Here is a 23,845-nt window from a genome sequence, read left to right as displayed (position 1 = left end):
GGCGGGAGAGGCAACGAGACTTAGGTCCGCGCAGCGGGCCTTAGTCGCAGTGGTGAGGGTATTGATCCACCCCTGCCCTCACCAACTTCGGCTGGGCAGCAAGCTGCCAAGCCTATATATCCTCTCCCGCTTGCGGGAGAGGATTTTGCATTAATGCGCCTCCTTCGGCGTCTCCATGATCTCGGTCAGCACCCCGTTCATGTCTTTGGGATGCACGAAGAAGATCAGCGTGCCGTGCGCGCCGATACGCGGCTCGCCCAGCACCTTCTTCCCCAGCCCCTCGAACCAGGCTTTCGCTTCATGAATATCGGGCACTTCATAGCACATATGATGCTGCCCGCCGGCCGGGTTCTTGGCGATGAAGCCGTGGATCGGGCTGTCGTCGCCCAGCGGCTCGATCAGCTCGATCTGCGTGCCCGCCATGCCACCCTCGCCCGGCGTGTCGACGAAACAGACCTTCACCCCCTGCGCGGGCAGGTCGAAGGGCTCATGGCCAAGCGTCGCGCCCATGACATCGCGATAATAGGCGAGGCTCGCCTCCAGCGAAGGCGTGGCGATGCCGATATGATTGAGGCGTCCGAGTTTCATATCTTCCTCATTTCGTCACCCCAGCGAAGGCCGGGGTCTCATGCCTCGACAGGCCAGCCAAGCGCGCGAGATCCCAGCTTTCGCTGGGATGACGGCCCAAAAGGCCGTCACAGCGGAATATTGTCGTGCTTCTTCCACGGATTTTCGAGGCTCTTGTTCCTCAATTTCCGCAAGCCGAGCGCAATGCGCTTGCGGGTCGAATGAGGCTGGATCACCTCGTCGACGAAGCCCTTGGATGCGGCCACGAACGGGTTGGCGAAGCGGTCTTCATATTCCTTCGTCCGCTGTGCAATCTCTTCGGGCGTCTTGCCGCGGAAGATGATCTCCACCGCGCCCTTGGCGCCCATCACCGCGATCTCGGCGGTGGGCCAGGCGTAGTTTAGGTCGCCGCGCAGGTGCTTGGAGCTCATCACGTCATAGGCGCCGCCATAAGCCTTGCGCGTGATGACGGTGATCTTGGGCACGGTCGCCTCGGCATAGGCGAAGAGCAGCTTCGCGCCATGCTTGATGATGCCGTTCAATTCCTGCGCCGTTCCCGGCAGGAACCCCGGCACGTCGACGAAGGTGACGATCGGGATCTCGAACGCGTCGCAGAAACGGACGAACCGCCCCGCCTTCTTGGACGAATTGATGTCGAGCACCCCGGCCAGCACCATCGGCTGGTTGGCGATGATGCCCACCGTCTTGCCCTCGATCCGGCCGAAGCCGCAGAGGATGTTGCCAGCATGGGCGGGCTGGACCTCGAAGAAGTCGCCTTCGTCCACCACCTTGCGGATCAGCTCGTGCATATCATAGGGCTGGTTGGCGTTGGCCGGGATCAGCGTGTCCAGGCTCTCCTCGACGCGATCCCAGGCATCGGCGGTGGGCCGCTCGGGCACCTGCTCCCGGTTCGACGCCGGCAGGAAGTCCACGAAATCGCGCACCGCCAGCAGCGCCTCGATGTCATTTTCGAACGCGACGTCCGCGACCCCCGACTTGGTCGTGTGCGTGACCGCGCCGCCCAGTTCCTCCTGCGTGACGACCTCGTTCGTCACGGTCTTCACCACGTCCGGCCCGGTCACGAACATGAAGCTGCTGTCCTTCACCATGAAGATGAAGTCGGTCATTGCCGGGGAATAGACCGCGCCGCCCGCGCATGGCCCCATGATGACGCTGATCTGCGGCACTACGCCGGACGCCAATACGTTGCGCTGGAATATCTCGGCATAGCCGCCCAGCGACGCCACGCCCTCCTGAATGCGCGCGCCGCCGCTGTCGTTGAGGCCGATCACGGGCGCGCCGACCTTCATCGCCATGTCCATGATCTTGCAGATCTTCATTGCGTGCCGTTCCGACACCGCGCCGCCATAGACGGTGAAGTCCTGGCTGAACACGAACACCAGTCGGCCGTTGATCGTGCCCGATCCGGTGACGACGCCGTCTCCCGGGATATGTTCGGCGTCCATGCCGAAATCGACGCAATTATGCTCGACATACATGTCGAGCTCCTCGAAGCTGCCCTCGTCCAGCAGGACGTCCAGCCGCTCGCGCGCGGTCAGCTTCCCCTTGGCGTGCTGCGCATCGATGCGACGCTGGCCGCCGCCAAGGCGCGCGGCTTCGCGTTTGGTCTCAAGCTGTTCGATGATCGCGAGTTTCGACATGGTCGCTTGCGTCTCCCAAAATGCGTGCTGTCGCTCATTTCAGTCCGCGACATTTTTCGCAAATGCAAATTTGCCAATTTGCAAATCTCAACTTCGCAAAATAGGGTGCGGTTTATGGCACGCGGCAACCGAATCTTCGCAGGACCACGCCTGCGCCAGCTTCGCCTCGATCACCGGATGGATCAGGCGACGATGGCGCTGGCGCTGGGCATATCCGTATCCTATCTTTCGCAACTGGAGAATGACGACCGCCCCCTGACCGCCAAGGTCAAGGCCGCCGTCGCCAGCGCCTTCCCGACCGACTGGGCGAGTTTCGACGCGCGCGAGGAGGAGCAGTTGCTGGGCGCCTTCACCTACGCGCTTGCCCATCCGGAGCTACCCGGCGCGCCGATGGAGCCGGAGCGGATCGAGAAGCTGCACCTGCAATTCCCCGAATTCGCGGCGCGCTACGTTGATCTCTACAACGCCCATATGCGCGCCAATGAGCGCATCAACATGATCGAGGAAGCGATCGCCAACGACCATGAGGTGCAGGCGCGCCTGCCATGGGAGGCGGCGCGGGACTGGTTTCATGAGGCGGGCAACTATGTCCATGCGCTAGACTGTCTGGCCGAGGAGATGGCGGAGAGCTTTACGGCGGGGCAAGTGCTGGACGAAGGCATGCTGGTTGAAGCACTCGCCCGCCGTCACGGTATCGCGACGCTGATCGCCGAAACGCCCGACAGCGCGCTGCGCGCCTATCGCGCCGCCGACCGCCAACTCTTCATCAACGCCGCGCTGCCGACCGAAAGCCGCAAGTTCATGCTCGCGCACCAGCTCATGATGCTGGAGGGGCAGGCGGTGATCGCCGATGTCGTGAACCGGGCCGCCCTGCCGGTCCTCGGTGCGGATCGGTTGCTCGCCATCGGCCTTGGCAATTATGCAGCTGGCGCGCTGCTCATGCCCTATGCGCCCTTCCGCGAAGCCGCCCGTGCGATGCGCCATGACATAGACCGGCTGGCCCGAACCTTCGGCGTCAGTTTCGAGCAGGCCTGCCATCGCCTCTCGACCCTACAAAGGCCGGGGCTGCGCGGCATCCCCTTTTTCTTCTGCCGCGTCGACATGGCGGGCAACATCACCAAGCGGCACAGCGCCACCCGCCTCCAATTCGCCCGCTTCGGGGGCGCCTGCCCCTTGTGGAACGTGCACGAAGCCGTCGCCGTGCCCGACCGCATCAACGTGCAGCTTGGCGAAACGCCCGATGGCGTCCGCTACGTTTCCATGGCGAAAGGACTGGTGAAGCCCTCAGGCAGCTACAAGCGCACGCCCCGCCGCTTCGCCGTCGTGCTGGGCTGCGAGATCGCCCATGCGGCGAACTTCGTCTATGCCGACGGCCTGCAATTGGAGGTGGAAGGTGCCGCCACCCCCATCGGCATTACCTGCCGTCTCTGCCCCCGCCAAAGCTGCGACCAGCGCGCCTTCCCGCCGGCCGACCGACCCATCCGTGTCGACCCGGACAATCGCCAGATCGTGCCCTACTGGATCGGTTGAGCGCATAAGCTGAACAATCCGGGCCGCAGGTCGTTCGACATCGATCAGGCTGAGGAGCCAGGCGGCCATGAAAGATTCCACGCAACACAAAACGGGCATGGGCTGGGGGCGGTTCGCGGCCATGATCGCCACGTCCACCGTCATCATGTTCTTCCTGATGTACCAGCTTGTCTACAGTTGGGACCACGCGCTGTTCAGTCTCACGCGCCTCGTCTCTTCGCTGGTCATGGGCTGCGTGATGACGGCGGTGATGCTCGGCTTCATGTGGAGCATGTATCGCCCGCAAGCGGCCAAGATTGCCATTCTCGCCGCGGCCATCATCGGCGGGGCTGCGCTGCTGGCGGTGAACCGCAGCCAGGCGTTGATCGGGGATACGGATTTCATGAAGGCCATGATCCCGCATCATTCCATCGCCATCAACAATGCGCGCAAGGCCGATATTCGCGACCCCCGCGTCCGATACCTCGCGGATCGGATCACGCGCGATCAGGTCAAGGAAATTGCCGAGATGAAAATGCTGATCGAGGATATCGATCGGCATGGCAGGCGCGCGGACGCTCCGTTGCCTGCCGGCTCCGCGACATTGAGCGCTGACAGTGCCCGAGAGGCTCAAGCTCTGTTGAGTGGCAGGTTGCTAGCCGAGAAACCGCTATAGAGCCTGTTGCTCAACCCTCCACGTGCATCTCCGCTTCCAGGAAATCCAGCAGCGCCCTGATGCGCGCGGCGGCACGGTCTTCCGGCGCATAGAGGGCGTGAATGTCCTCGCCATCGCCGGCGTCATAGTCGCGCAGCAGCTCGACCAGCCGCCCGTCGCGCAGGTCGCGCGCCACATGGAAGCGTCCGTGGCGCGCGATGCCGCAGCCCGCGACCGCCATTTCCCGCACGACCTCCCCCGAATTTCCGAAGAAGCGCCCCTCCACCGGGCGATGCACCAGCCGGCCGTCGATCAAGAAGGGCCAACTGTCCACCGACCGGCGGAAGCTGAAGCGCAGGCAGTCATGCGCGTCCAGATCGTCCGGCCTCTGCGGGGTGCCGCGCCGCGCCAGATAGTCCGGGCTCGCCACCAGCACCATGCGACTGCGCCCCAGCTTCTTCGCACGCAGCCGCGTGTCGCGCAGCGGTCCAATCCGTATCGCCACGTCGGCCCGCTCCTCCACCAGATCGACAATCGCGTCGGTCAGCGTCAGGTCGACCGTGATCGCCGGATACAGCTCGGCAAAGCGCGGCAAGACGGGGATCAGGCAATGCACGCCGAAGGAGGGCGACGCGTTGATCCGCAGCAGGCCGCGCGGCCCCTGCGCTTCCTGCGCAAGGCTGTTTTCAAGATCGAACATGTCGCTCAGGATCGCGCGCATCCGGTCGCGATAGGCCAGTCCCTCACGCGTCAGCGCCAGAGATCGGGTGGTTCGGCGGATCAGCGCCACGCCCAGCCGCTTCTCCAACCGCGCAACGGAACGGCTCACCGCCGAAGGCGTCAGGCGGAGGGCCTTCGCGGCTCCCGCAAAGCTGCCCTCGCCCGCCACCATGAGGAAATTCTCCACGTCGGCCAGATGATTATTCATGTTTTGGATTCACTTATGAAGTTCCATCATTCCCTCTAATCATCAATGCCCAATGCGCTATCTACTGTCCACATCGTTGTCTCATTTCGACAAAGGAAGCACAGTCATGGACCTCAAGCTCGACGGCAAGACCGCCATCGTCACCGGATCGACCGCAGGCATCGGCCTTGCCATCGCCAAGCGCCTTTCGCAGGAAGGCGTCGCCGTCACCATCACCGGCCGCAACCAGGCCAAGCTGGATGCCGCCGCTGCGGAAATCGGCGGCGCGGTGAACCCGGTGCTGGCCGATCCCGCTACGGCAGAAGGGGCCGCTACGCTCATCGCCGCCGTCCCGGCGACTGACATCCTGGTCAACAATCTCGGCATCTACGAAGCGAAGGACTTCACTCAGATCAGCGACGCCGACTGGCACCATCTGTTCGAGGTGAACGTGGTCAGCGGCGCTCGGCTGTCCCGCCACTATTTCCCGCAGATGCTGAAGGCCGATTGGGGCCGTATCATCTTCATCGCCAGCGAAAGCGGCCTGCTGCCCCCCGCCGAGATGATCCATTACGGCATGACCAAGTCGGCGCAGCTGTCGATCTCGCGCGGCCTTGCCGAAGGGACGCGGGGCACCGGCGTCACGGTGAACAGCGTCCTTCCCGGCCCGACCCGGTCCGAGGGGATCGTGGAGTTCATCCGATCGGTGGTCGAGAACAAGGATGCGCCCGAAGTCGAGCGCGAAGCGGAGTTCTTCACCAGGCTGCGCCCGCTCTCGCTCATCAAGCGCCTCATCGAAGCGGATGAAGTCGGCGCGATGGTGGCCTATCTCGCCAGCCCGCTTGCCGCCGCTACCAACGGCGCGGCCCTTCGGGTGGAAGGCGGCATCGTCCCGACGATCGCCTGACATCCGTCCTGGTCGACGCGCCTGAGCCACATTGGGGAAAGCGGCCCTGTCGCTCGTCTCTTCATCCGCTTAAGGATGATGATATGAGCGACACGGACTGCCTGACGAAATCGGAAGACGCGCTGGACCGCCAGGGCTATGCGCGCATACCGGGCGCGCAGATGCTCGATACCCTGGGCATCGGCGGCGCCGACTGGGTGGCGTTCGCCCAAAGCTGGAACCATCTCGGCCCGGACCTCTACATGGCCGATGGCGGGCGCTACCGCCGCCGCCGCCACGCCGCCTTCGCGCTGAATCGCGGTCTTTACCTGCGCAAGCCGCACCAGCCCCATTATCAAAGCCGCGACTATAATCCGCTGAACGGCGACGTGCAGCGCTGGTTCGATCCGGTCGAGGATGCGACCGCCGCCTCGACCACCATGCAGGCGATCCTTGCCTTCTGCGCCCGCAGTTTCGATCCGCCCTCGACTGGCACCTGGCATGTCGAACTGCACCAGTTCCGCATCGAGGCGAAGGCGGGCGAAGAAGGCCGGCCCACGCCCGAGGGGATGCATCGCGACGGGGTCGACCGCGTTCTGGTGATGCTGGTCGAGCGCCGCAACGTGCGGGAGGGCGTGACCCGCATCGGCGCGCCCGATGGTCGCCCGCTCGGGGAATTCACCCTGACCGACCCGGCGGACACGATGCTGATCGACGACCATCGCATCCTGCACGGCGTCACGGAGATCCATCCTCTCAATCCAGCGCTGCCCGCCTGGCGCGACGCGCTGGTGGTCACGTTCGCGCGGACCTGAACCGCCGCTATTTCAGCAGAACCAACTCCTCAGCCATGCTGGGGTGCAGCGCGACTGTGTCGTCGAAATCCTGCTTGGTCAGCCCCGCCTTCACCGCGACAGCGGCCGCCTGCAGGATTTCCGGCGCGTCCGGCCCGATCATGTGCAGCCCCACGACGCGATTGGTGGTCGCGTCCACCACCATCTTGTAGAGCGCGCGCTCGTCCCGGTTCGCCAGCACATTCTTCATCGGGCGAAAGTCGGACGTGAATATCTTCACCGTGCCTAGCTTGTTGCGCGCCTCAGCCTCGGTCATGCCAACGCCCGCAAGCGGCGGATGGCTGAACACGGCGGACGGCACGCAGCTATAGTCGACCTTGCGCTTGTTCCCGCCGAACACGCTGTCGGCGAAGGCATGGCCCTCCCGGATGGCGACCGGGGTCAGCTGCAGGCGGTCCGTAACGTCGCCCACAGCATAGATGCTCTCGCAACTGGTGCGGCTATACTCATCGACCTTGATCGCGCCCTTTTCATTGAGTTCGACTCCAGCATTTTCTAGGCCCAGCCCTTCCGTATGGGGACGGCGGCCGGTGGCGAACAGCACCAGGTCGGCGGCGACCGGATCGCCGCTCTCGAACCGCACGCACAAGGTGCCGTCCTCATTCTTCTCGATCCGCTGCATCTTCGCGTTGAAACGGAAATTGATCCCCTTGGTCATGGAAATCTGGAGCAGCCGGTCGCGAATCTGCGCATCATAGCCGCGCAGCAGGTCGCTGCCTCGATTGACCATCGTCACATGTGCGCCGAACTGGTGGAAGATGCCGGCAAATTCATTGGCGATATAGCCGCCGCCGACGATAACGATGCGGCGGGGGCATTCTTCCAGATGGAACACCTCGTTGGAGGTGATGCCATGCTCCGCCCCCTCGATTTCGGGGATGATCGGCCAGGCGCCCGTCGCGATCAGGATGACCTTGGCGCTGATCTCCCGCCCGCTCGCCAGCCGCACCGTGTGGGGGCCAGTGACGGTCGCCCGTTCGGGGATGACCTCCACCTGATGATTGTTGAGCGTGTTGCGGTACAGCCCCTCCAGCCGGTCGACATCGGCCAGCACATTGTCCCGCAGCGTCGTCCATTCAAAGCCGCAATCGGGCACGTTCCAGCCGAAACGGCGGGCATCCTTCAAATCCTCGGCAAAATGCGCGCCGTAGATCAGCAGCTTCTTGGGCACGCACCCGCGGATGACGCAGGTGCCCCCGACCCGATATTCCTCCGCCACCGCGACCTTCGCGCCATGCGCGGCCGATACGCGCGACGCGCGCACCCCGCCAGATCCCGCGCCAATGACGAAAAGGTCGTAGTCAAACTCGCTCATGAAGCCACTCCGCTTGTGTGCGGCGGATATGGCGGGTGCGGGGGCGAGTTACAAATGGGAATGTCGATCCCGTTGCTTATTCCCCCAGCGCCAGCCCAATGAGCGCCATGGTCGACGGATCGAAGCCGGTGGGGCCGTTCGCCTCGATCGACTTGGCGATCTCCTTGCCCAGCTCCACGCCGAACTGGTCGAAGGGGTTGATCCCCATCAACACGGCGTTCGCGAAAGTGCGATGCTCATAGAAGGCGATCAGCGCACCCAGCGCCTCTGGCGTCACATCGTCCAGCAGGATGGTCGTGGACGGCCGGTTGCCCGGATAGGCGCGCGCGGGATCGTCCGCATTCTCCTTGCCGCGCATCAGCGCCGCCCCCTGCGCGAAGCAGTTGACCAGCAACGCCCGGTGATGCGCGGGATCGAGCGTGTTGCCCGGCTCGATCGAGGCGATGAACTCGACCGGCGTCAGGATCGTCCCCTGATGCAGCAACTGGAACACCGCATGCTGCGCGTCGGTGCCCACTCCACCCCAGGTGATCGGCGCCGTCGGGCCATCGACCGGCGTGCCGTCGCGCTTCACGCTCTTGCCGTTGCTCTCCATCTCCAGCTGCTGGAGGTAGGAGGGCAGCAGCGCCAGCCGCTCGTCATAGGCGAACAGCGCGCGCGTCTGGCAACCCAGGACGCCGGTATAATATTGGTCCACGAAGGCGGCGATCAGCGGCGCGTTCTCCGCTGGCGGGGACAGGCGAAAATGCCGGTCCATCGCCGCCGCGCCCTCCAGCAGGCTTTCGAACGCGTCCCATCCCAGCGCCAGCGCGGCCGGAAAGCCGATCGACGACCAGAGCGAATAGCGGCCCCCCACCGATTCCGCGAACGGCAGGATGCGGGTTTCGTCCACCCCCCATTCGATCGCCTTGTCCGGCGCGGCGGTCAGCGCGATCACCCTGCCATAGGGGTCTTCCACGCCCGCCTCGACCAGCCAGTTGATCGCGCTGGCGGCGTTCAGCATCGTCTCGGTCGTCGTGAACGTCTTCGATGCGACCGCGATCAGCGTGGCATGAGGGTCGAACCCCTCGATCGCCCGCTCCAGCGCGGTGCCGTCCACATTGGACACGATCGCCACGTCATAGCGGACGCCGTCGCCGTCCAGCGCATCGACGATCAGCTTGGGGCCGAGCGCCGATCCCCCGATGCCGATGTGCAGGATATGGCGCACGTCACCCAGAGCGCCCGCCTCTATCGCGTCGATCAGTGCGCGCATCCGCCCATGCAGCACTTTGGCCCGCGCCACGCTGTCGGCATTACCCTCCCCTCGCTCGGCGGGATGTTCCGCCGCCCGGCCTTCGGTGTTGTTGACCGCAAACCCGGAAAACAGCGCATCGCGCTGCGCGGCAAAACCCTGCTCCTCGGCCAGCTTCAGGAATCCGGCCATCACATCGTCGGTCAGGTGCGTCTTCGACCAGTCGAAGCGGATCGGCCCCTGCCGCAGCACCAGCTTTTCCAGCCGGTCGGGATCGGTATCGAAGACGGACTTCAGGTCGGCTTGCGGAAGCGCGGCAATGGCCGCCAGTGCAGGGCTGGTCATGCGTGGAATGATCCTTTTGTGACGTTGGTCGAGATCGACGCTGCACCGGTCGATTCTGTCTCTTCCTAGACGGGTTGATCGTGCAATGCACCATCCGCCATGCTTGACGCGACCGGAAGGACGCCGCAAAAGCCGCAACGAGCCTTTTCCGGGCCGAAAGAAGGACGAAAAGCACCCTCCATGACCGCCAAATCCGAAACGCGGGACTTCCTCTGGTTTCTCGTCAAGCTGGGGCTGTTCGTCTTCATCCTGCGCAGCTTCATCGTCTCGCCCTTCAACATCCCGTCGGAATCGATGCAGCCGCGACTGCTGATCGGCGACTATCTGCTGGTCGCGAAATGGCCCTATGGCTATTCGCGTTATTCCCTGCCGTTCAGCGTGCCGCTGATCCCCGGCCGCATCCTTGCTTCCACGCCCCAGCGCGGCGACGTCGTCGTGTTCAAGGCACCGCCGAACCAGAAGAACGACTATATCAAGCGCGTGATCGGCCTCCCCGGCGACATGATCGCGGTGCGCGGCGGCACCGTGTATCTGAACGGCCAGGCGATCCCCAAGCAGAAGGTCGCCGACTTCGTCATTCCCGTGACGCCCAACATGATCAACGCCGCAGACAAGGAAGGCGCGCCCTCCCCCTGCTATCGCCCCAGTTTCGAGGAAGCCGCGCCGGGCGGCGGCCGCCAGTGCCGCTATCCCCAATATCGCGAGACGCTGCCCGGCGGGAAAAGCTATAACGTCCTCGACCTGGTTCCCGATGGCGCGGCGGACGACCGCGACACGGTGCTGGTGCCCGAAGGCCATCTCTTCATGATGGGCGACAATCGCGACCGCAGTGCGGACAGCCGCTTCCCTGCGGTCGAAGGCGGCGGCATCGGCCTCGTCCCCGAGAAGAATCTGGTGGGCAAGGCGCTGATTTCCGTCTTCTCGACTGACGGCAGCGCGAACTGGCTGCTGCCCTGGACTTGGGTTTCGGCTGCACGCTGGAGCCGCATCGGGGAAGGTTTTTGAATGTGAGCATTCCTCGGCCGGACACCGACGCCTGGCTGAAAGACCTGATCGGCCGCGCGCCGAAGAACCGCGCCGCCTTCGACCAGGCGTTGACCCATGGCAGCGCCAGCGCGGTCAATTATGAGCGGGTCGAGTTTCTCGGTGACCGGGTGCTCGGCCTGCTGGTGGGCGAATGGGTCTATGAACGTTTCACCGACGAACCGGAAGGCAAGCTGTCCCGCCGCTACAATGCGCTGGTTTCCGGCGAAACCTGCGCGGAGATTGCCCGCGCCGCCGGAGTGCCGACACATATGGTCCTGGGCAAGCAAGCGCGGGACGATGGCGCGGCGGACAGCGACAATGTGCTGGGCGACGTAATGGAGGCACTGATCGGCGCGCTCTATCTGGAAGGCGGACTGGACGAAGCCCGCACGCTCGTCCGCCGCCTTTGGGGGGACCGTGTCGACACCCAGACCAGCGCCCCGCGCCATCCCAAGTCCGCATTGCAGGAATGGGCCGCCGCCAACAAGCGCAAGCCCCCGGAATATGCGCTGGTCGACCGCTCCGGCCCGCAACATGCGCTGCGCTTCACGGTGGCCGTCTCGATCAAGGGGGCAGGCGAGGCAAGTGCCACCGGCGGATCGAAGCAGGAGGCGGAGACGGCGGCGGCAAAAGCCCTGCTGGATAAATTGGCGGGCTGACCTCGCATCATGCTACACTGCATGCTATCTAACGAATGGAACGAATTTGACGGCCGAAATCGAATCCCAGCGCTGCGGCGTCGTCGCCATCGTCGGCGCGCCCAATGCGGGCAAGTCCACGCTGGTCAATGCGCTGGTGGGGCAGAAGGTGGCGATCACCAGCCCCAAGGCGCAGACCACGCGCACCCGCGTGATGGGCGTCGCGATCGAAGGCGAAGCGCAGATCGTGCTGGTCGACACGCCCGGGATCTTCGCGCCAAAACGCCGCCTTGACCGCGCAATGGTGCAGGCCGCCTGGGGCGGCGCGCAGGGCGCGGACCTCATCGCGCTTATCGTCGACGGCAAGGCGGGTCTGGGCCCCAAGATGGAGCCGATCATAGAGGCGCTGACCCATCGCCCCGAACGCAAATGGCTGGTCCTCAACAAGGTCGACATCGCCATCAAGGAAAAGCTGCTGGTCCACACCCAGAAGCTCTACGAGCGGGTCGGGTTCGAGGAGACTTTCTTCATCTCAGCACAGACCGGCGACGGACTTGCCGAACTGAAAACCGCCTTCGCCAACGCCATGCCGGCGGGGCCGTGGCATTTTCCCGAGGATCAGGTCTCCGACGCGACCGACCGGATGCTGGCGGCGGAAATCACGCGCGAGCAGCTCTATCACCAGCTTCATGCGGAATTGCCATACGCTGCCGCTGTGGACACCGAACAATATAAGGAGCGCGAGGACGGATCGGTCGAAATCCACCAGCAGATCCTCGTCGCCCGCCCCACGCAGCGCGCTATCGTGCTGGGCAAGGGCGGCCAGCGCCTGAAGGAAATCGGGTCCAAGGCGCGCGCCGAACTGGCGGCGCTGCTCGGCGTCAAGGTCCACCTCTACCTCCACGTCAAGGTGAAGGAGGATTGGGAGGACGACCGCTTCATCTACCGCGACATAGGGCTGGATTGGGTGGAGTAAACCGAGGCCGTTACATATAGTGCTTCTGCGAACGCAGGAACACGAAGCCTTCGGTAGATGAGGGCTGTAAAGGGAGAGTTGGGATATGCGACTGTTGACGCCGCTCTGTTTCGGCCTGGCCCTGGCCGCCGCTACTGCCCACTCCCAAACCCCGCCGCCTTCGCCAAAGGCCTATGTGGTCGCGGAAATCACCGTGACCGACCCGGAAGCCTATAAGACCTATGTCGCCAAGGCGAGCATCGCGGCGGCCAAATATGGCGGCACCTATCTGGCGCGGGGCGGGCAGACGGTGCCGGCTGAGGGTGCGCCGCCCGCAGCCCGCGTCGTCATCATGGAATTTCCCAGCCTGGCGGCCGCCCGCACCTTCCAATTCTCGCCCGAGGAACAAGAGGCCTTGGCCCTCCGTCGCCGCGCCGCCACCGGCCGCCAGTTCATCGTCGAAGGCGTCGCGCCGCCCGCGCCTTGACGCTCTCAATCTCCGTTCGGTTCGAGCCTGTCGAGAACCAGGAAGCGCTGCGCTATCTGCTTCTCGTTAAGCTGGAAGTGAACGGCCGAGGGCTATTCGGCCGCCACCTTTTTCTTCGCAGGCGCCTTCTTGGCGGCCGGTTTCTTATCGCCGCTCTTCTTCGCCGCAGCCTTCTTGGCCGGTGCCTTCTTCCCCTTCTTCGCAGGGGCCGCCGCCGCGCGCGCGTCGATCAACTGGGCCGCTTCCTCCAGCGTCAGCGCATCCTGCTCGATGGTCTTGGGCAAAGTCGCATTGGTCGTGCCGTCGGTGACATAAGGGCCATAGCGCCCCGCCATCAGCTTGATCTCCGCCTCCGTGCGCGGATGCTTGCCCAGCACCTTCAAAGGCTCGCGCGAGGACGCGCCGCGCCCGCCTTTGTTTGCCGCGTCGGCGAGCTTGGCGACCGCGCTGTTCATGCCGACCTCGAAAATCTCGGCCGTATTGGCGAGCCGCCCATATTTGCCGTCATGCAGCAGATACGGCCCAAACCGACCGATATTCGCCACGATGGGCTTGCCCGTTTCCGGATGCAGCCCCACCTCGCGCGGCAGGCTGAGCAGCTTCACCGCCCAGTCCAGCGTTAGCTCCCCATCGGGCAGATCCTTGGGGATCGACCCGCGCTTGGCCTCCTTGCCCTCGCCCATCTCGATATAGGGTCCGAAGCGGCCCGACTTCTTGACGATGTCCTGCCCGGTCTCGGGATGCTGCCCCAACACCTCTGGCCCGGTATCGGCACCGCCCTCGCTACCACCGGGCTGGCCGAACTTGCGCGTATATTTGCACTCCGGATAGTTGGAGCAGGCGATGAACGCGCCGAACCGCCCGCCGCGCAGCGAAAGCTGTCCGTCACCACATAATGGGCAGGCGCGTGGGTTGCTGCCATCCGCCTTGGGCGGAAAGAGCATCGGCTCCAGGAACTTGTCCAGCTCGGCCGTGATGTCGGACGGCTTCTGCTCCATCACCTCGGCGGTCTTGGGCTTGAAGTCACGCCAGAAGGCTTCCAGCACCGCCTGCCACTGCGCCCGCCCGCCACTGATCTCGTCCAGCTCGTCTTCGAGGCCGGCCGTGAAATCGTAGGACACGTAGCGTTCGAAGAAGCGCTCCAGGAACGCCGTCACCAGCCGCCCGCTCTCCTCGGCGAAAAAGCGGTTCTTCTCGATCCGCACATAGTCGCGATCCTTCAGCACCTGAAGCGTGGACGCATAGGTGGACGGCCGCCCGATCCCCAATTCCTCCAGCTTCTTGACGAGGCTCGCTTCGGAATAGCGTGGCGGCGGCTGGGTGAAATGCTGCTCGGCCGTCACCTTCTTTTTCGCAGGGGCGTCGCCCACGGCCATGCGAGGGAGCAGCTTGCTATCGTCGTCCTCGCTGTCGTCCCGGCCCTCCTCATAGAGCGCCAGGAAGCCGGGGAAGATCACCACCTGCCCCGTCGCGCGCAACGCGTGGCTACCGGTGCCGTCCACCAGATCGACGGTCGTGCGCTCCAGCCGCGCGCTCGCCATCTGGCTCGCCAGCGCCCGCTTGAAGATCAGGTCGTAGAGCCGTGCATGATCGCCCGAACCCACCTTGTCGCGGCCGAACTCGGTCGGCCGGATGGCTTCGTGCGCTTCCTGCGCATTCTTGGCCTTGGTCTGATATTGGCGCGGTTTCTCCGGCAGGTAGCCGCCGTCATAACGCTCGGCGATGGCCTTGCGGGCGGTCGAGATGGCGCTGCCGTCCATCTGCACGCCGTCGGTCCGCATATAGGTGATCGCGCCGTCCTCATAGAGCTGCTGCGCGATCCGCATCGTGTGGCTGGCGGAAAAGCCCAACTTGCGCGCCGCTTCCTGTTGCAGCGTCGATGTGGTGAACGGCGCAGGCGGGTTGCGGGTGAGCGGCTTGGTCTCGACCTTGTCGACCGTGAAGCGCCCCGCTTCCACATCGGCCTTCGCCGCCATGGCGTCACCCTCGCGGCCGATGGTCAGCCGTTCGATCTTCTCGCCCTTCCAGCGGACGAGGCGCGCGGTGAAGGCCTGCCCCCCCTGCTCCATCTCGGCGGCGACCGACCAATATTCCTGCGGCACGAAGCTCTCGATCTCGCGCTCGCGCTCCACCACCAGCCGCAGCGCGACCGACTGCACCCGCCCCGCGGACTTCGCGCCCGGCAGTTTGCGCCACAGCACCGGCGAGAGCGTAAAGCCCACGAGATAGTCCAGCGCCCGCCGTGCGCGGTATGCGTCGATCAGATCCTCGTCCAGCGCGCGCGGCTGAGCCATCGCCTCCGTCACCGCCTGCTTGGTGATGGCGTTGAAGGTGACGCGGTCCACCTTCTGCGGCAACGCCTTCTTGGCGCGCAGCACTTCCTGCACATGCCAGCTGATCGCCTCACCTTCGCGATCAGGGTCGGTCGCCAGGATCAGGCGGTCCGCCTTCTTCGCCTCGTCCGCGATGGCTTTGAGCTGCTTGCCCTTGTCGCCGTAATTTTCCCACGACATGGCAAAGCCATTGTCCGGGTCCACCGACCCATCCTTGGCCGGCAGGTCGCGAATATGGCCGTAGCTCGCAAGGACGTGAAAATCGCCGCCCAGATATTTTTCAATGGTCTTCGCCTTGGCCGGCGATTCGACGATGACAAGCTGCATTTATGCCCCGGTTTGAAAGTCTCTCACGTATACGCGCGAGGGTGGAAAGAAAGGACGGCGCGCGTCAAGCGTCTAGGCTTCGATGCGCGTCCCCGCAATCCAGGCCCATATCGCCAGAGCGCCCGCAGCGCTGCTCGCCAGCAGCATCGCGTCCTGCCGCAACATGGGAAACAGCGACGCCCCCGCCAAGGCCCCGCCTACCAGTCCGGCCCATAGCAGCGCATAGCCGGTCCAGCCAGCGTGCCTCCGCCCGGTGATGAGGCCCGACAGGCCGAAGCCCACCCGAACCAGGCTCCCCGTCATATAGGTGACGCCCAGCGGGGCCTCTCCCTCCCTCTCGACCACGGCATTCTCCGCGCCCATGGCGATCGCCAGCAGCCCCGGCGTCCACAGCCCGCTCCATCTACTCACAGCCGCCGCGCCGCCCAGCAACAGCGCGACGAGCAGCAGCACCGCCGCGCTCTGCCGCGGCCCCGCCTTGGCCCCCGTTACCGCACCAAGAATGACCCCCGAAACGAAACAAAGGATCAGCGTCCCCGCCGCCACCGCCTCTGCCCGCGCACCTGCAAGGCCTACCGCCAGCCGCGTCGAATTGCCGCTCATGAACGACACGAAAAAGCCCGACGTCGCCAGAAAGCCCAGCGCGTCGACATAGCCCGCCAGAAAGGCGAGGCAGACAGCCAGCGCCCGCATGGATGGCGCAAAACGGATCATGCGAGGCTCACCCGCCCGCCAGCATGGCGCTCCAGCCGCCCGCCCAGCTCAAGCTCCAGCAGCACCGTCTGCACCACGGCCGGGGACAGGCCAGACAGGCGGATCACCTCATCCACGGGCACAGCCGCATGGCCCAACAACGCGATCACCGCCACGCGCTCCGCCTCCGCCACGTCGCTCGACACCGGCTCCCCCACGAAGTCGAAGCTGCCTTGCCGCACCATGCGCGGGTCGAAGCCGCCGATCGCCTCCATCACGTCCGCCGCGTTCTGCACCAAAGTCGCGCCCTGCCGGATCAGTTCGTTGCATCCCTGTGCGCGCGGATCGAGCGGCGATCCCGGCACCGCCATCACCTCGCGTCCCGCGTCCCCCGCGAGCCGCGCGGTGATGAGCGATCCCGATTTAGGTGCTGCCTCCACCACCACCGTGCCAAGCGCCAGTCCGGCAATGATCCGGTTGCGCGCGGGAAAATGCCGCGCCAGCGGCTGCGTGCCCGGCGGATGTTCGGTCACCAGCAGGCCCCGCTCCGCCACCTGTTCCTGCAAGGCGGCATTTTCCGGGGGAAACACGATATCGATGCCACAGGCGATGACGCCGATCGTCCCCCCGTCTATCGATCCGCGATGCGCCTCCGTATCGATGCCGCGCGCCAGGCCCGACACGACCACCGCGTCGCGTTGGGCGATATCCTGTGCCAGCGTCCGCGCGAAGCGACATGCCGCCGCCGAGGCATTGCGCGCGCCGACCATTGCGACGCAAGGCCGCCCGGCGAGGGTCGCGTCGCCCTTTATGATCAGCGCAGGCGGCGCGCCCTCCATCTGGTCGAGCAGCATGGGATAGTCGGCGTCCCCCATCAGCAGGTAGCGTGCGCCCAGAGCGCGGGAGGTCGCGATCTCCCGCTCCACCGCCCCTGCGTCCGCTACGCCGGCGCGACCACCGCCGCGCTCGGCCAGCATCGGAATCGCGCGCAAGGCCTCGCCCGCAGAGCCGAACCGGGCCAGCAGTTGCCGATAGCTGACCGGGCCGATGCGCGGCGATCGGATGAGGCGGAGGCGGTCGAACCGCTCGGCCTCGCTCACTCCTTTTTCGACCCGATCTTGGGCTCCGCACCTTTCATCAGCCGCCCGATATTCTCGCGGTGCCGCCACAGCAGGATCAGCGCCATGGCGAGGCTGACGGGCACCAGGTCGATCCGTCCGAACGCTCCCATGGCGATCGGCGCGCTGACGCCTGCCGACATGCCGCCGACCGAGGACCAGCGCGTCCCGAACAGCATCCCCAACCACACGACCGCAAACACGATCCCCGCCGGCCAGTACAGTGCCGTCACGACGCCCATCATCGTCGCCACGCCCTTGCCCCCGGCAAAGCGCAGCCAAATGGGGTAGCAATGGCCGATGAAGGCCATCGCGCCCGCCATCGGCCCGCCGCCGTCCAGCAGTGCCGCGCCGGTGAATACGGCCGCCACGCCCTTCAACAGGTCGAGAAGCAAAGTCGCGGCCGCCAGCCCCTTGCGCCCGGTGCGCAGCACATTGGTCGCGCCGATGTTGCCGGAACCGATCTGCCGCAGGTCGCCCGCGCCCGCTATCCGGGTCAGGATGATGCCGAAGGGAATAGAGCCGAGCAGATAGCCCAGCAGCAGCACGAAAGCAGGAAGAATCCAGGGAGGTGTCATGAAATCCGCCGGTAAAATATGCCCGCGACCATAGCGTGACAGCGCCCCGGAGCAATGGTGGACGCCAATTATCTTATTCAACGCGGCCCGCATCTGAAAGCCCGTAGCGGCCCTGTCGCGTACCGCCTTATTCACCGCACTTGCATTCCATCGCCCTGCGCCTACCCTGTGGCCGACCTGGAGCCCGCGATGACCGACACACCATTGGACACGCTTCTCAACGGCTGGACCAGCATGGCACTGGCCCCGCAGAAGCTCTGGCAATCCTTCAACAACGGCTGGTCGTTCGGCAATGTGACGATCAACGGTCAGAACAGCAGCGCGCCTGAAACCGAGCAGGCGATCGTCGCGGTCGAAAGCTATGGCCGCCAGATCGGCAAGCTGATGGATGCGGTCGATGTGCTGGTGAAGCTGCAGCCCGACTGGAAGGAAACCGAAGCCTTTGCCGAAGTGGACAAGCTCAAGACCCGGATCGAGGCCGTGAAGCACGACATGGCTGTTCGCCGCATCGACCAGCTACGCGGTGATCTCGCGACGCTGCGCGCGTCAGATGACGCGGCGGACAAGGCGCGCTACGACGCTTGTCTCGATGCTCTTCGCCGCCTGCTGGACGATACCGCCCCGAACCAGCCTGGTTGACAGCGACGCCTGAGGTGACGACACAGCGCCGATGACGGTTGCGCCCAATGCTCCCATTCTCTTCTTCGATTCCGGCGTCGGCGGCCTCTCCATACTCGCTCCGGCGCGCGCCGCCTTGCCCACCGCGCCGATCGTCTATGCGGCGGACAGCGCCGGTTTCCCCTATGGCACGAAGAGCGAAGCGGAAGTCGCGGCCCGCGTTCCCGCGCTGCTGGGGCGGCTGGTCGAACGCTATCGCCCCCGGCTCGCCGTCATCGCCTGCAACACCGCGTCCACCATCGCCCTCCAGCATGTGCGCGCGGCGCTCGACATTCCCGTGGTCGGCACGGTGCCGGCGATCAAGCCCGCGGCGCTCCTGTCGAAAAGCAGGGTGTTCGGCGTGCTAGGCACCGACGCCACGGTGCGTCAGCCCTATGTCGACCGGCTGGCGGCGGAACATGGTGCCGACTGTACCGTCCTGCGCCACGGATCGGCCGCTCTCGTGCAACTCGCCGAAGCCAAGCTGCGCGGAGAGTCGCTCGACCCGGCGGTCGCTCGGGGTGCGCTTGCCGGGCTGATCGATCAACCCGGCGGCGATGTCATGGATGTCGTGGTTCTTGCCTGCACCCACTTTCCGCTGGTGGAGGCCGAACTGGCGGCCGCCGCGCCCCATCCCGTGACCTTCGTGCATGGGGGCGACGGCATCGCCCGGCGCATCCTATATCTGACGCAGGGCCAGCCATGGCCGCCGGTTGCCGGCCGTGGGACGGCGGTGTTCACACGGCTGGATGAAAGGCAGTCGGCGCTCGGTCCCGCGCTTGCCCGTTATGGCCTGGACCGCATCGAAGCCCTTTGATCGAAGCACCATGACCCATGGGCCATTTGTCCAATGGCGAAGCCCTTCCATCAGTGTCAGTGCCATTTCTACCCAGAGTTGCGAACGTTTAGCGCTGGCAATACGCAGGTTGCGCGGGTAAATGCGACGTCGAGGCAGAGGATGGCGCGACACGCATAACCGGCGCGCGGGAACGGGAAGACAGTCGTAGTGAACTATAAGCATATCTTTTCGCAGGCGATCGATCGGCTTCACAGCGAAGGCCGTTACCGCGTGTTCATCGATATCCTGCGCAACAAGGGCGCTTTTCCCAACGCCCGCTGCTTTCATGGCCATAACGGCCCCAAGCCCATTACCGTCTGGTGTTCCAACGACTATCTCGCCATGGGACAGCACCCCAAGGTGGTTGCCGCGATGGAGGAAGCGCTGCACGATGTCGGCGCCGGTTCCGGCGGCACCCGCAACATTGGCGGCAATACCCATTATCATGTCGATCTGGAGGCGGAACTCGCCGACCTGCACGGCAAGGAAGCGGCGCTGCTCTTCACCTCCGGCTATGTGTCGAACGAAGCGACGCTGTCCACGCTGGCAAAGCTGCTCCCGGGCTGCATCATCTTTTCCGACGAGCTGAACCATGCATCGATGATCGCGGGCATCCGCAATTCAGGGTGCGAGAAGCGCGTCTTCCGCCACAATGACGTCGATCATCTGCGCGAGATGCTCGCCGCCGAAGATCCCGACGCGCCAAAGCTGATCGCCTTCGAAAGCGTCTATTCGATGGACGGGGACGTCGCCCCCATCGCCGCGATCTGCGATCTTGCGGACGAATTCAACGCGCTCACCTATCTGGACGAGGTCCATGCCGTGGGCATGTATGGCGCTCGCGGCGGCGGCATTTCCGAACGCGACGAAGTGGCCCACCGGCTGACCATCATCGAAGGGACGCTGGGCAAGGCGTTCGGCGTGATGGGCGGCTATATTGCGGCAGACCAGATGATCGTCGACGTGATCCGCAGCTACGCGCCCGGCTTCATCTTCACCACATCCTTGTCGCCGGTGCTGGTCGCCGGCGTGCTGGCGAGCGTCCGACACCTGAAAGGATCGAGCGAGGAACGCGAAGGGCAGCAGGCGTCCGCCGCGCTGCTGAAGCGATTGATGTCCGAGGCGGGGCTGCCGGTCATGCCTTCCGTCACCCATATCGTCCCGTTGATGGTCGGCGATCCGGTGAAGGCAAAGCGGATCAGCGACATCTTGTTGGCCGAATATGGCGCCTATGTGCAGCCTATCAACTATCCCACGGTCCCGCGCGGTACGGAACGGCTGCGTTTCACGCCAGGGCCGGCGCATGACGAACGGATGATGCGCGACCTTGTGAACGCGCTGGTGGAGATCTGGGACCGGCTCGACCTGGAACTGATGGAGCGGCGGGCAGCCTGACCGGGCCGCTTCAGTCGGTTCTCGTTCGGCTGTAGAGGATCGACAGCCCGCTCAGTGATCCGTTGCGCAGCTGGAAAAGCTGGCTGGGCGTTTGTTGCAGCAACTGCCGCAGCTTGCCCTTCCCCTCAAACGCTGCGCGGAAGGTGGCCGACAGGCTTCGCTTGGCGACCGTGTCGAACACCGATCCGCACAGGTAGATGCCATCCCACGCCGTGAAGGTCAGCGTCACTTCAGCGCTGTATCGGCCGAGCAGCACCGCGAATTTCTCGTCCAGTTCATGCCCTGCGATGGGACGGTGCAGTGTCCGGCCGTCCATCAGGTCGAACAGGATATGTTCGTAGGATGCCGTTCCATGCCGGACGATGCAGGCTTTGGCCATCGCCCAGTCATCCTCGTCCTGGACGGCGAACGGTGTATGTCCGGCTTCGCTCTCGACGATCTTGAGGAAGCCGTCGTGCCGGTCGACACAGGCCGCACCAAGCCCGCCGCGCCAGGCCGAAATAATGGCATGCCTGCCTTTATGCGAACGCGTCTGGTCCGACGGGCCGCCGAAGGGCAAGGCCCGGGGGCGGTCAGCCGTCGCCCATGCGGTCGCGGCGACATCGTTGAGGATTACCGGCTCCCCGCCCGTCACCGCGGATAGACCGGACAGGGAAATGAACCAGCGGCCGTTGGTCGTGCGAACCGTGGTCCCATTCACCGCCCCGGCGATGGACATGAATAGCTTCGTGTCGCGTAAGCTGAGCCGAGCCTGCGACGCGTAGCGCATCAATGCGTCAGTAAATGTCGGACAATCGTTAGCGTTGATATGTTGCAAGCCATGGACTTCACCCGGCGCAGCGGAAGGCAGCGCGAAATCCACACCCTCGGACCCGACGCACGCAAGAATCGCCGAACTGCTTTGCCCCACGGCCTTTATCGCTGGCTGCACACAGCCGTCCTCCCCTGTTATCGGCGTTGCCGCCGAGCAAGAAGAGCGTAGCGATATTACAACACAACACAATGACTTGCATTAATTGTCGTCGAAATAGCAGGGCTGGACCATATATTGTCTATCTAATGCCCAACGTTCCACGGTTTTTTGCCGTTTTGGGCACCAGGATCGTCCCGCGGAAACAGTAGCCGCGATACAGCGACAGATTGAGGGCGTGTCCGCCATAATGGCGCGCCGCGGCTTCCACTGCGCTCGCGATGCCCGTCCTTGGCGACACATGGAACCGGGCCAACCACGTCAACAACATGGCTTTGCAGAGACGCGGCCATCCTTCCTGTTGACCGAAATCGACAATGTCCAGCCGTCCGCCGGGCGCGACGCAGCGGGCGGCCTGCTCCAATGCCGCTTCCCACCCCGGTATCATCGACAGGGCGTAGCTGATGAACACGCGGTCGAACTGCGTTCGTCCGAACAGCGACTGTGGATCGAAGGCGCAGGCGTCGCCCTTTGCCAGGATCACCCGATCTGACAAGCCGGCCTTGGTCACGGACGTCCGGGCGGTGTTCAGCATCGCTTCGCTGATGTCTACGCCATGGAGGTGCGCTTCGGGCCACGCCTTTCCTGCCGCGATCAGGTTTCGTCCCGTCCCACATCCGATCTCCAGCACGGTCCCGCCAGGCGGCGGGGCGAGACCGCTGATCATGCCGTCGCGGCCAAGCAGATAATATTTGCGGGTCAGGTCATAGATATGCCGCTGGTAGCGATAGACGCCGTCCATCAGCCGCCCATGGTCGCTCATGCCGCGTTCTTCAGGACATAGAGGTGGACCCCGCCATAAATGGCGGACCGGTCGCGCGCGGTGTAATCCAGCGATTGCTCCGCCCGGTAATTCCATCGTGCCAGTACCGCATCGCAGACCCGGCCCGGAAGAATGCTCGGCTCCCCGGCGGTGCGGAACAGCACGCGCGCTTCGGGCCTGGCGGTTCGCGTGATTTGCGCCCACAGGGCGTTCAACTGATTGTCATCCATCCAGTCCTGCGCGTCTAGCAGGATGTAGCGGTCGCAGGATGCAGGCGGCTGGCCAGCGAGGAAGTCCGTGAAATTGATGTGACGAACGTCGACGCGCTCCGCCCTGTCCCTTACCGCGTCATGGTTTGCTGCCTGTAGATAGGGGGGCAACGGTCCCTCCCCCTGCCCGTCCATGGCGGCATAGCCCCGGCCGAACGCCTGCACCGCGAAATAATTATCCTTGAGGTCGAAGCCGCAGGCCAGCTTTTCCAGCCTCGCCTTGAGCACGCTGTCCATCCGTGCGTCGCCGGCCAGCGCCTCGAACTGTGCGGGCGGGATGCCGAGACCGAAGAGCGAGGCCGGCTGGTTCGTCAGCCAGCGTACGAAGCCCTTGTCGAAGATGGGCGCCAGTTCGCGATCGAAGATTTCGCGCTGCTGCTCCCGGTTCTTCGCATCCAGCATCCTGGTCGGATCGACCCCATGCAAGCGCGCCAGCAGGTGCGCCGCACCGATGAAGCGGCCCAGCAGGCCATGTTTGTAAATCCCCCGCGCGAAGCCGCCAATGCGGCGTCGGCCGATAAGGTCACGCCCCTCCCAATAGCGGCGCGTCGCTTCGTCCAGATGGGGAGCGACGATATCGTGATAGGCCGCGATATTCGCCCGGTCGTCGGCGCGCGCGAAGAAGCGGTGAAAGCTGGCATGGTTGGGCAGGTTTCGCGCTGCCGCCAGCTTCAATCGGTTGAGCGCGATATGCGCGGTGTTGAGATCGACCGCCGTTATCCTCGCCGGATCGGCGGTTAGGGTCAGGACTCGTTGATCACAGCCAGAAGATGACGGTGGCTGCGAGCGCGATGGCCGAGAAGAACGTAGTGGGGCATCGATCGTAGCGCGTGGCGACCCGGCGCCAGTCCTTTAAGCGGCCGAA

General features: G+C 64.7%; 22 protein-coding genes and 2 pseudogenes. 11 read left to right on the top strand and 13 right to left on the bottom strand.

The features are described from left to right. Nucleotides 1-150: 150 nt before the first annotated feature. Together mce and ACFQ24_RS10270 are read right to left on the bottom strand one after the other, a co-directional pair. Nucleotides 151-588, bottom strand: a complete 438-nt coding sequence (gene mce / locus ACFQ24_RS10275; protein WP_380910934.1) for a methylmalonyl-CoA epimerase — start codon at nt 586-588, stop codon at nt 151-153. A gap of 107 nt (nt 589-695) precedes the next feature. Beyond that, nucleotides 696-2,228, bottom strand: a complete 1,533-nt coding sequence (locus tag ACFQ24_RS10270) for an acyl-CoA carboxylase subunit beta (protein WP_380910932.1) — start codon at nt 2,226-2,228, stop codon at nt 696-698. A gap of 114 nt (nt 2,229-2,342) precedes the next feature. On the opposite strand from ACFQ24_RS10270, the gene ACFQ24_RS10265 reads away from it, so the two are divergent. Further along, complete coding sequence (locus ACFQ24_RS10265; protein ID WP_380910930.1) at nt 2,343-3,758, top strand: helix-turn-helix domain-containing protein; 1,416 nt, start codon at nt 2,343-2,345, stop codon at nt 3,756-3,758. Between the two features lie 67 nt (nt 3,759-3,825). Then, nucleotides 3,826-4,413, top strand: a complete 588-nt coding sequence (locus ACFQ24_RS10260) for a DUF305 domain-containing protein (RefSeq protein WP_380910928.1) — start codon at nt 3,826-3,828, stop codon at nt 4,411-4,413. A 10-nt stretch (nt 4,414-4,423) separates the two neighbouring features. On the opposite strand, the gene ACFQ24_RS10255 is transcribed toward ACFQ24_RS10260, so the two are convergent. Next, nucleotides 4,424-5,320 (bottom strand): LysR substrate-binding domain-containing protein, encoded by an 897-nt coding sequence (locus ACFQ24_RS10255; RefSeq protein ID WP_380910926.1) that lies wholly within the window; start codon nt 5,318-5,320, stop codon nt 4,424-4,426. Nucleotides 5,321-5,426: 106 nt separating this feature from the next. Between ACFQ24_RS10255 and ACFQ24_RS10250 the strand changes: the two genes are divergently transcribed. Continuing rightward, nucleotides 5,427-6,206, top strand: a complete 780-nt coding sequence (locus ACFQ24_RS10250) for an SDR family NAD(P)-dependent oxidoreductase (RefSeq protein ID WP_380910924.1) — start codon at nt 5,427-5,429, stop codon at nt 6,204-6,206. An 83-nt stretch (nt 6,207-6,289) separates the two neighbouring features. Beyond that, entirely contained in the window at nt 6,290-7,000 is a 711-nt protein-coding gene (locus ACFQ24_RS10245; protein ID WP_380910922.1) for a 2OG-Fe dioxygenase family protein, read from the top strand. Nucleotides 7,001-7,007: 7 nt separating this feature from the next. On the opposite strand, the gene gor is transcribed toward ACFQ24_RS10245, so the two are convergent. Further along, a complete protein-coding gene (gene gor / locus ACFQ24_RS10240) occupies nt 7,008-8,354 on the bottom strand; it encodes a glutathione-disulfide reductase (protein ID WP_380910920.1) in 1,347 nt (448 codons plus the stop codon). A 76-nt stretch (nt 8,355-8,430) separates the two neighbouring features. After that, entirely contained in the window at nt 8,431-9,933 is a 1,503-nt protein-coding gene (gene pgi / locus ACFQ24_RS10235; RefSeq protein ID WP_380910918.1) for a glucose-6-phosphate isomerase, read from the bottom strand. 180 nt (nt 9,934-10,113) lie between these two features. On the opposite strand from pgi, the gene lepB reads away from it, so the two are divergent. The 4 genes from lepB to ACFQ24_RS10215 all read left to right on the top strand — a co-directional run bounded on the left by lepB (nt 10,114) and on the right by ACFQ24_RS10215 (nt 13,039). After that, nucleotides 10,114-10,938: a signal peptidase I gene (gene lepB, locus ACFQ24_RS10230; protein WP_380910916.1), complete on the top strand. Its 825-nt coding sequence runs from the start codon at nt 10,114-10,116 to the stop codon at nt 10,936-10,938. An 8-nt stretch (nt 10,939-10,946) separates the two neighbouring features. Next, the gene (gene rnc, locus ACFQ24_RS10225; protein WP_380911010.1) at nt 10,947-11,618 is read left to right on the top strand and encodes a ribonuclease III; all 672 of its coding nucleotides are present in this window, start codon (nt 10,947-10,949) and stop codon (nt 11,616-11,618) included. Nucleotides 11,619-11,664: 46 nt separating this feature from the next. Beyond that, nucleotides 11,665-12,573, top strand: a complete 909-nt coding sequence (gene era, locus ACFQ24_RS10220; RefSeq protein ID WP_380910914.1) for a GTPase Era — start codon at nt 11,665-11,667, stop codon at nt 12,571-12,573. An 85-nt stretch (nt 12,574-12,658) separates the two neighbouring features. Next, a complete protein-coding gene (locus tag ACFQ24_RS10215) occupies nt 12,659-13,039 on the top strand; it encodes a DUF1330 domain-containing protein (RefSeq protein WP_380910912.1) in 381 nt (126 codons plus the stop codon). A 92-nt stretch (nt 13,040-13,131) separates the two neighbouring features. On the opposite strand, the gene topA is transcribed toward ACFQ24_RS10215, so the two are convergent. The 4 genes from topA to plsY form a co-directional block, all read right to left on the bottom strand. Then, a complete protein-coding gene (topA, locus tag ACFQ24_RS10210; RefSeq protein ID WP_380910910.1) occupies nt 13,132-15,699 on the bottom strand; it encodes a type I DNA topoisomerase in 2,568 nt (855 codons plus the stop codon). 72 nt (nt 15,700-15,771) lie between these two features. Continuing rightward, nucleotides 15,772-16,413, bottom strand: a complete 642-nt coding sequence (locus tag ACFQ24_RS10205) for a YoaK family protein (RefSeq protein WP_380910908.1) — start codon at nt 16,411-16,413, stop codon at nt 15,772-15,774. Beyond that, the gene (dprA, locus tag ACFQ24_RS10200) at nt 16,410-17,492 is read right to left on the bottom strand and encodes a DNA-processing protein DprA (protein WP_380910906.1); all 1,083 of its coding nucleotides are present in this window, start codon (nt 17,490-17,492) and stop codon (nt 16,410-16,412) included. The genes ACFQ24_RS10205 and dprA overlap by 4 nt, the downstream gene beginning before the upstream one ends. Further along, nucleotides 17,489-18,088 carry a glycerol-3-phosphate 1-O-acyltransferase PlsY gene (plsY, locus tag ACFQ24_RS10195; RefSeq protein ID WP_380910904.1) on the bottom strand — a complete coding sequence of 200 codons (600 nt, stop codon included), beginning with the start codon at nt 18,086-18,088 and terminating at the stop codon, nt 17,489-17,491. Before plsY ends, dprA begins: the two co-directional genes overlap by 4 nt. Nucleotides 18,089-18,277: 189 nt before the next feature. On the opposite strand from plsY, the gene ACFQ24_RS10190 reads away from it, so the two are divergent. The 3 genes from ACFQ24_RS10190 to hemA all read left to right on the top strand — a co-directional run bounded on the left by ACFQ24_RS10190 (nt 18,278) and on the right by hemA (nt 20,978). Beyond that, nucleotides 18,278-18,727 (top strand): hypothetical protein, encoded by a 450-nt coding sequence (locus ACFQ24_RS10190; protein ID WP_380910902.1) that lies wholly within the window; start codon nt 18,278-18,280, stop codon nt 18,725-18,727. A 31-nt stretch (nt 18,728-18,758) separates the two neighbouring features. Next, on the top strand, nt 18,759-19,562 hold the full coding sequence (murI, locus tag ACFQ24_RS10185; protein WP_380910900.1) for a glutamate racemase: 804 nt from the start codon (nt 18,759-18,761) through the stop codon (nt 19,560-19,562). Between the two features lie 189 nt (nt 19,563-19,751). After that, nucleotides 19,752-20,978: a 5-aminolevulinate synthase gene (gene hemA / locus ACFQ24_RS10180; protein WP_380910898.1), complete on the top strand. Its 1,227-nt coding sequence runs from the start codon at nt 19,752-19,754 to the stop codon at nt 20,976-20,978. Nucleotides 20,979-20,988: 10 nt separating this feature from the next. Here the strand turns inward: hemA and ACFQ24_RS10175 are convergent, their stop codons facing one another. The 4 genes and pseudogenes from ACFQ24_RS10175 to ACFQ24_RS10160 all read right to left on the bottom strand — a co-directional run. Continuing rightward, nucleotides 20,989-21,888: a glucokinase gene (locus ACFQ24_RS10175; protein ID WP_380911008.1), complete on the bottom strand. Its 900-nt coding sequence runs from the start codon at nt 21,886-21,888 to the stop codon at nt 20,989-20,991. Between the two features lie 142 nt (nt 21,889-22,030). Further along, nucleotides 22,031-22,711: a class I SAM-dependent methyltransferase gene (locus ACFQ24_RS10170; protein WP_380910896.1), complete on the bottom strand. Its 681-nt coding sequence runs from the start codon at nt 22,709-22,711 to the stop codon at nt 22,031-22,033. Next, nucleotides 22,708-23,754: pseudogene (locus tag ACFQ24_RS10165) on the bottom strand (DUF3419 family protein); the annotation flags it as partial. The gene ACFQ24_RS10170 and the pseudogene ACFQ24_RS10165, both read right to left, overlap by 4 nt. Further along, nucleotides 23,738-23,845: pseudogene (locus tag ACFQ24_RS10160) on the bottom strand (IS5/IS1182 family transposase); the annotation flags it as partial. The pseudogenes ACFQ24_RS10160 and ACFQ24_RS10165, both read right to left, overlap by 17 nt.

Origin of the sequence: Sphingobium olei (assembly GCF_042678845.1) — a bacterium.
Classification (GTDB): domain Bacteria; phylum Pseudomonadota; class Alphaproteobacteria; order Sphingomonadales; family Sphingomonadaceae; genus Sphingobium; species Sphingobium olei.
The sequence above is the reverse complement of the archived record's forward strand: the minus strand, read 5'-3'. Positions and strand labels throughout refer to the sequence as shown.

What these genes read in the sequence shown, in the direction of transcription:
- mce (WP_380910934.1), bottom strand. Translation starts at nt 588, where the DNA reads ATGAAACTCGGACGCCTCAATCATATCGGCATCGCCACGCCTTCGCTG.
- ACFQ24_RS10270 (WP_380910932.1), bottom strand. Translation starts at nt 2,228, where the DNA reads ATGTCGAAACTCGCGATCATCGAACAGCTTGAGACCAAACGCGAAGCC.
- ACFQ24_RS10265 (WP_380910930.1), top strand. Translation starts at nt 2,343, where the DNA reads ATGGCACGCGGCAACCGAATCTTCGCAGGACCACGCCTGCGCCAGCTT.
- ACFQ24_RS10260 (WP_380910928.1), top strand. Translation starts at nt 3,826, where the DNA reads ATGAAAGATTCCACGCAACACAAAACGGGCATGGGCTGGGGGCGGTTC.
- ACFQ24_RS10255 (WP_380910926.1), bottom strand. Translation starts at nt 5,320, where the DNA reads ATGAATAATCATCTGGCCGACGTGGAGAATTTCCTCATGGTGGCGGGC.
- ACFQ24_RS10250 (WP_380910924.1), top strand. Translation starts at nt 5,427, where the DNA reads ATGGACCTCAAGCTCGACGGCAAGACCGCCATCGTCACCGGATCGACC.
- ACFQ24_RS10245 (WP_380910922.1), top strand. Translation starts at nt 6,290, where the DNA reads ATGAGCGACACGGACTGCCTGACGAAATCGGAAGACGCGCTGGACCGC.
- gor (WP_380910920.1), bottom strand. Translation starts at nt 8,354, where the DNA reads ATGAGCGAGTTTGACTACGACCTTTTCGTCATTGGCGCGGGATCTGGC.
- pgi (WP_380910918.1), bottom strand. Translation starts at nt 9,933, where the DNA reads ATGACCAGCCCTGCACTGGCGGCCATTGCCGCGCTTCCGCAAGCCGAC.
- lepB (WP_380910916.1), top strand. Translation starts at nt 10,114, where the DNA reads ATGACCGCCAAATCCGAAACGCGGGACTTCCTCTGGTTTCTCGTCAAG.
- ACFQ24_RS10215 (WP_380910912.1), top strand. Translation starts at nt 12,659, where the DNA reads ATGCGACTGTTGACGCCGCTCTGTTTCGGCCTGGCCCTGGCCGCCGCT.
- topA (WP_380910910.1), bottom strand. Translation starts at nt 15,699, where the DNA reads ATGCAGCTTGTCATCGTCGAATCGCCGGCCAAGGCGAAGACCATTGAA.
- ACFQ24_RS10205 (WP_380910908.1), bottom strand. Translation starts at nt 16,413, where the DNA reads ATGATCCGTTTTGCGCCATCCATGCGGGCGCTGGCTGTCTGCCTCGCC.
- plsY (WP_380910904.1), bottom strand. Translation starts at nt 18,088, where the DNA reads ATGACACCTCCCTGGATTCTTCCTGCTTTCGTGCTGCTGCTGGGCTAT.
- ACFQ24_RS10190 (WP_380910902.1), top strand. Translation starts at nt 18,278, where the DNA reads ATGACCGACACACCATTGGACACGCTTCTCAACGGCTGGACCAGCATG.
- murI (WP_380910900.1), top strand. Translation starts at nt 18,759, where the DNA reads ATGACGGTTGCGCCCAATGCTCCCATTCTCTTCTTCGATTCCGGCGTC.
- ACFQ24_RS10170 (WP_380910896.1), bottom strand. Translation starts at nt 22,711, where the DNA reads ATGAGCGACCATGGGCGGCTGATGGACGGCGTCTATCGCTACCAGCGG.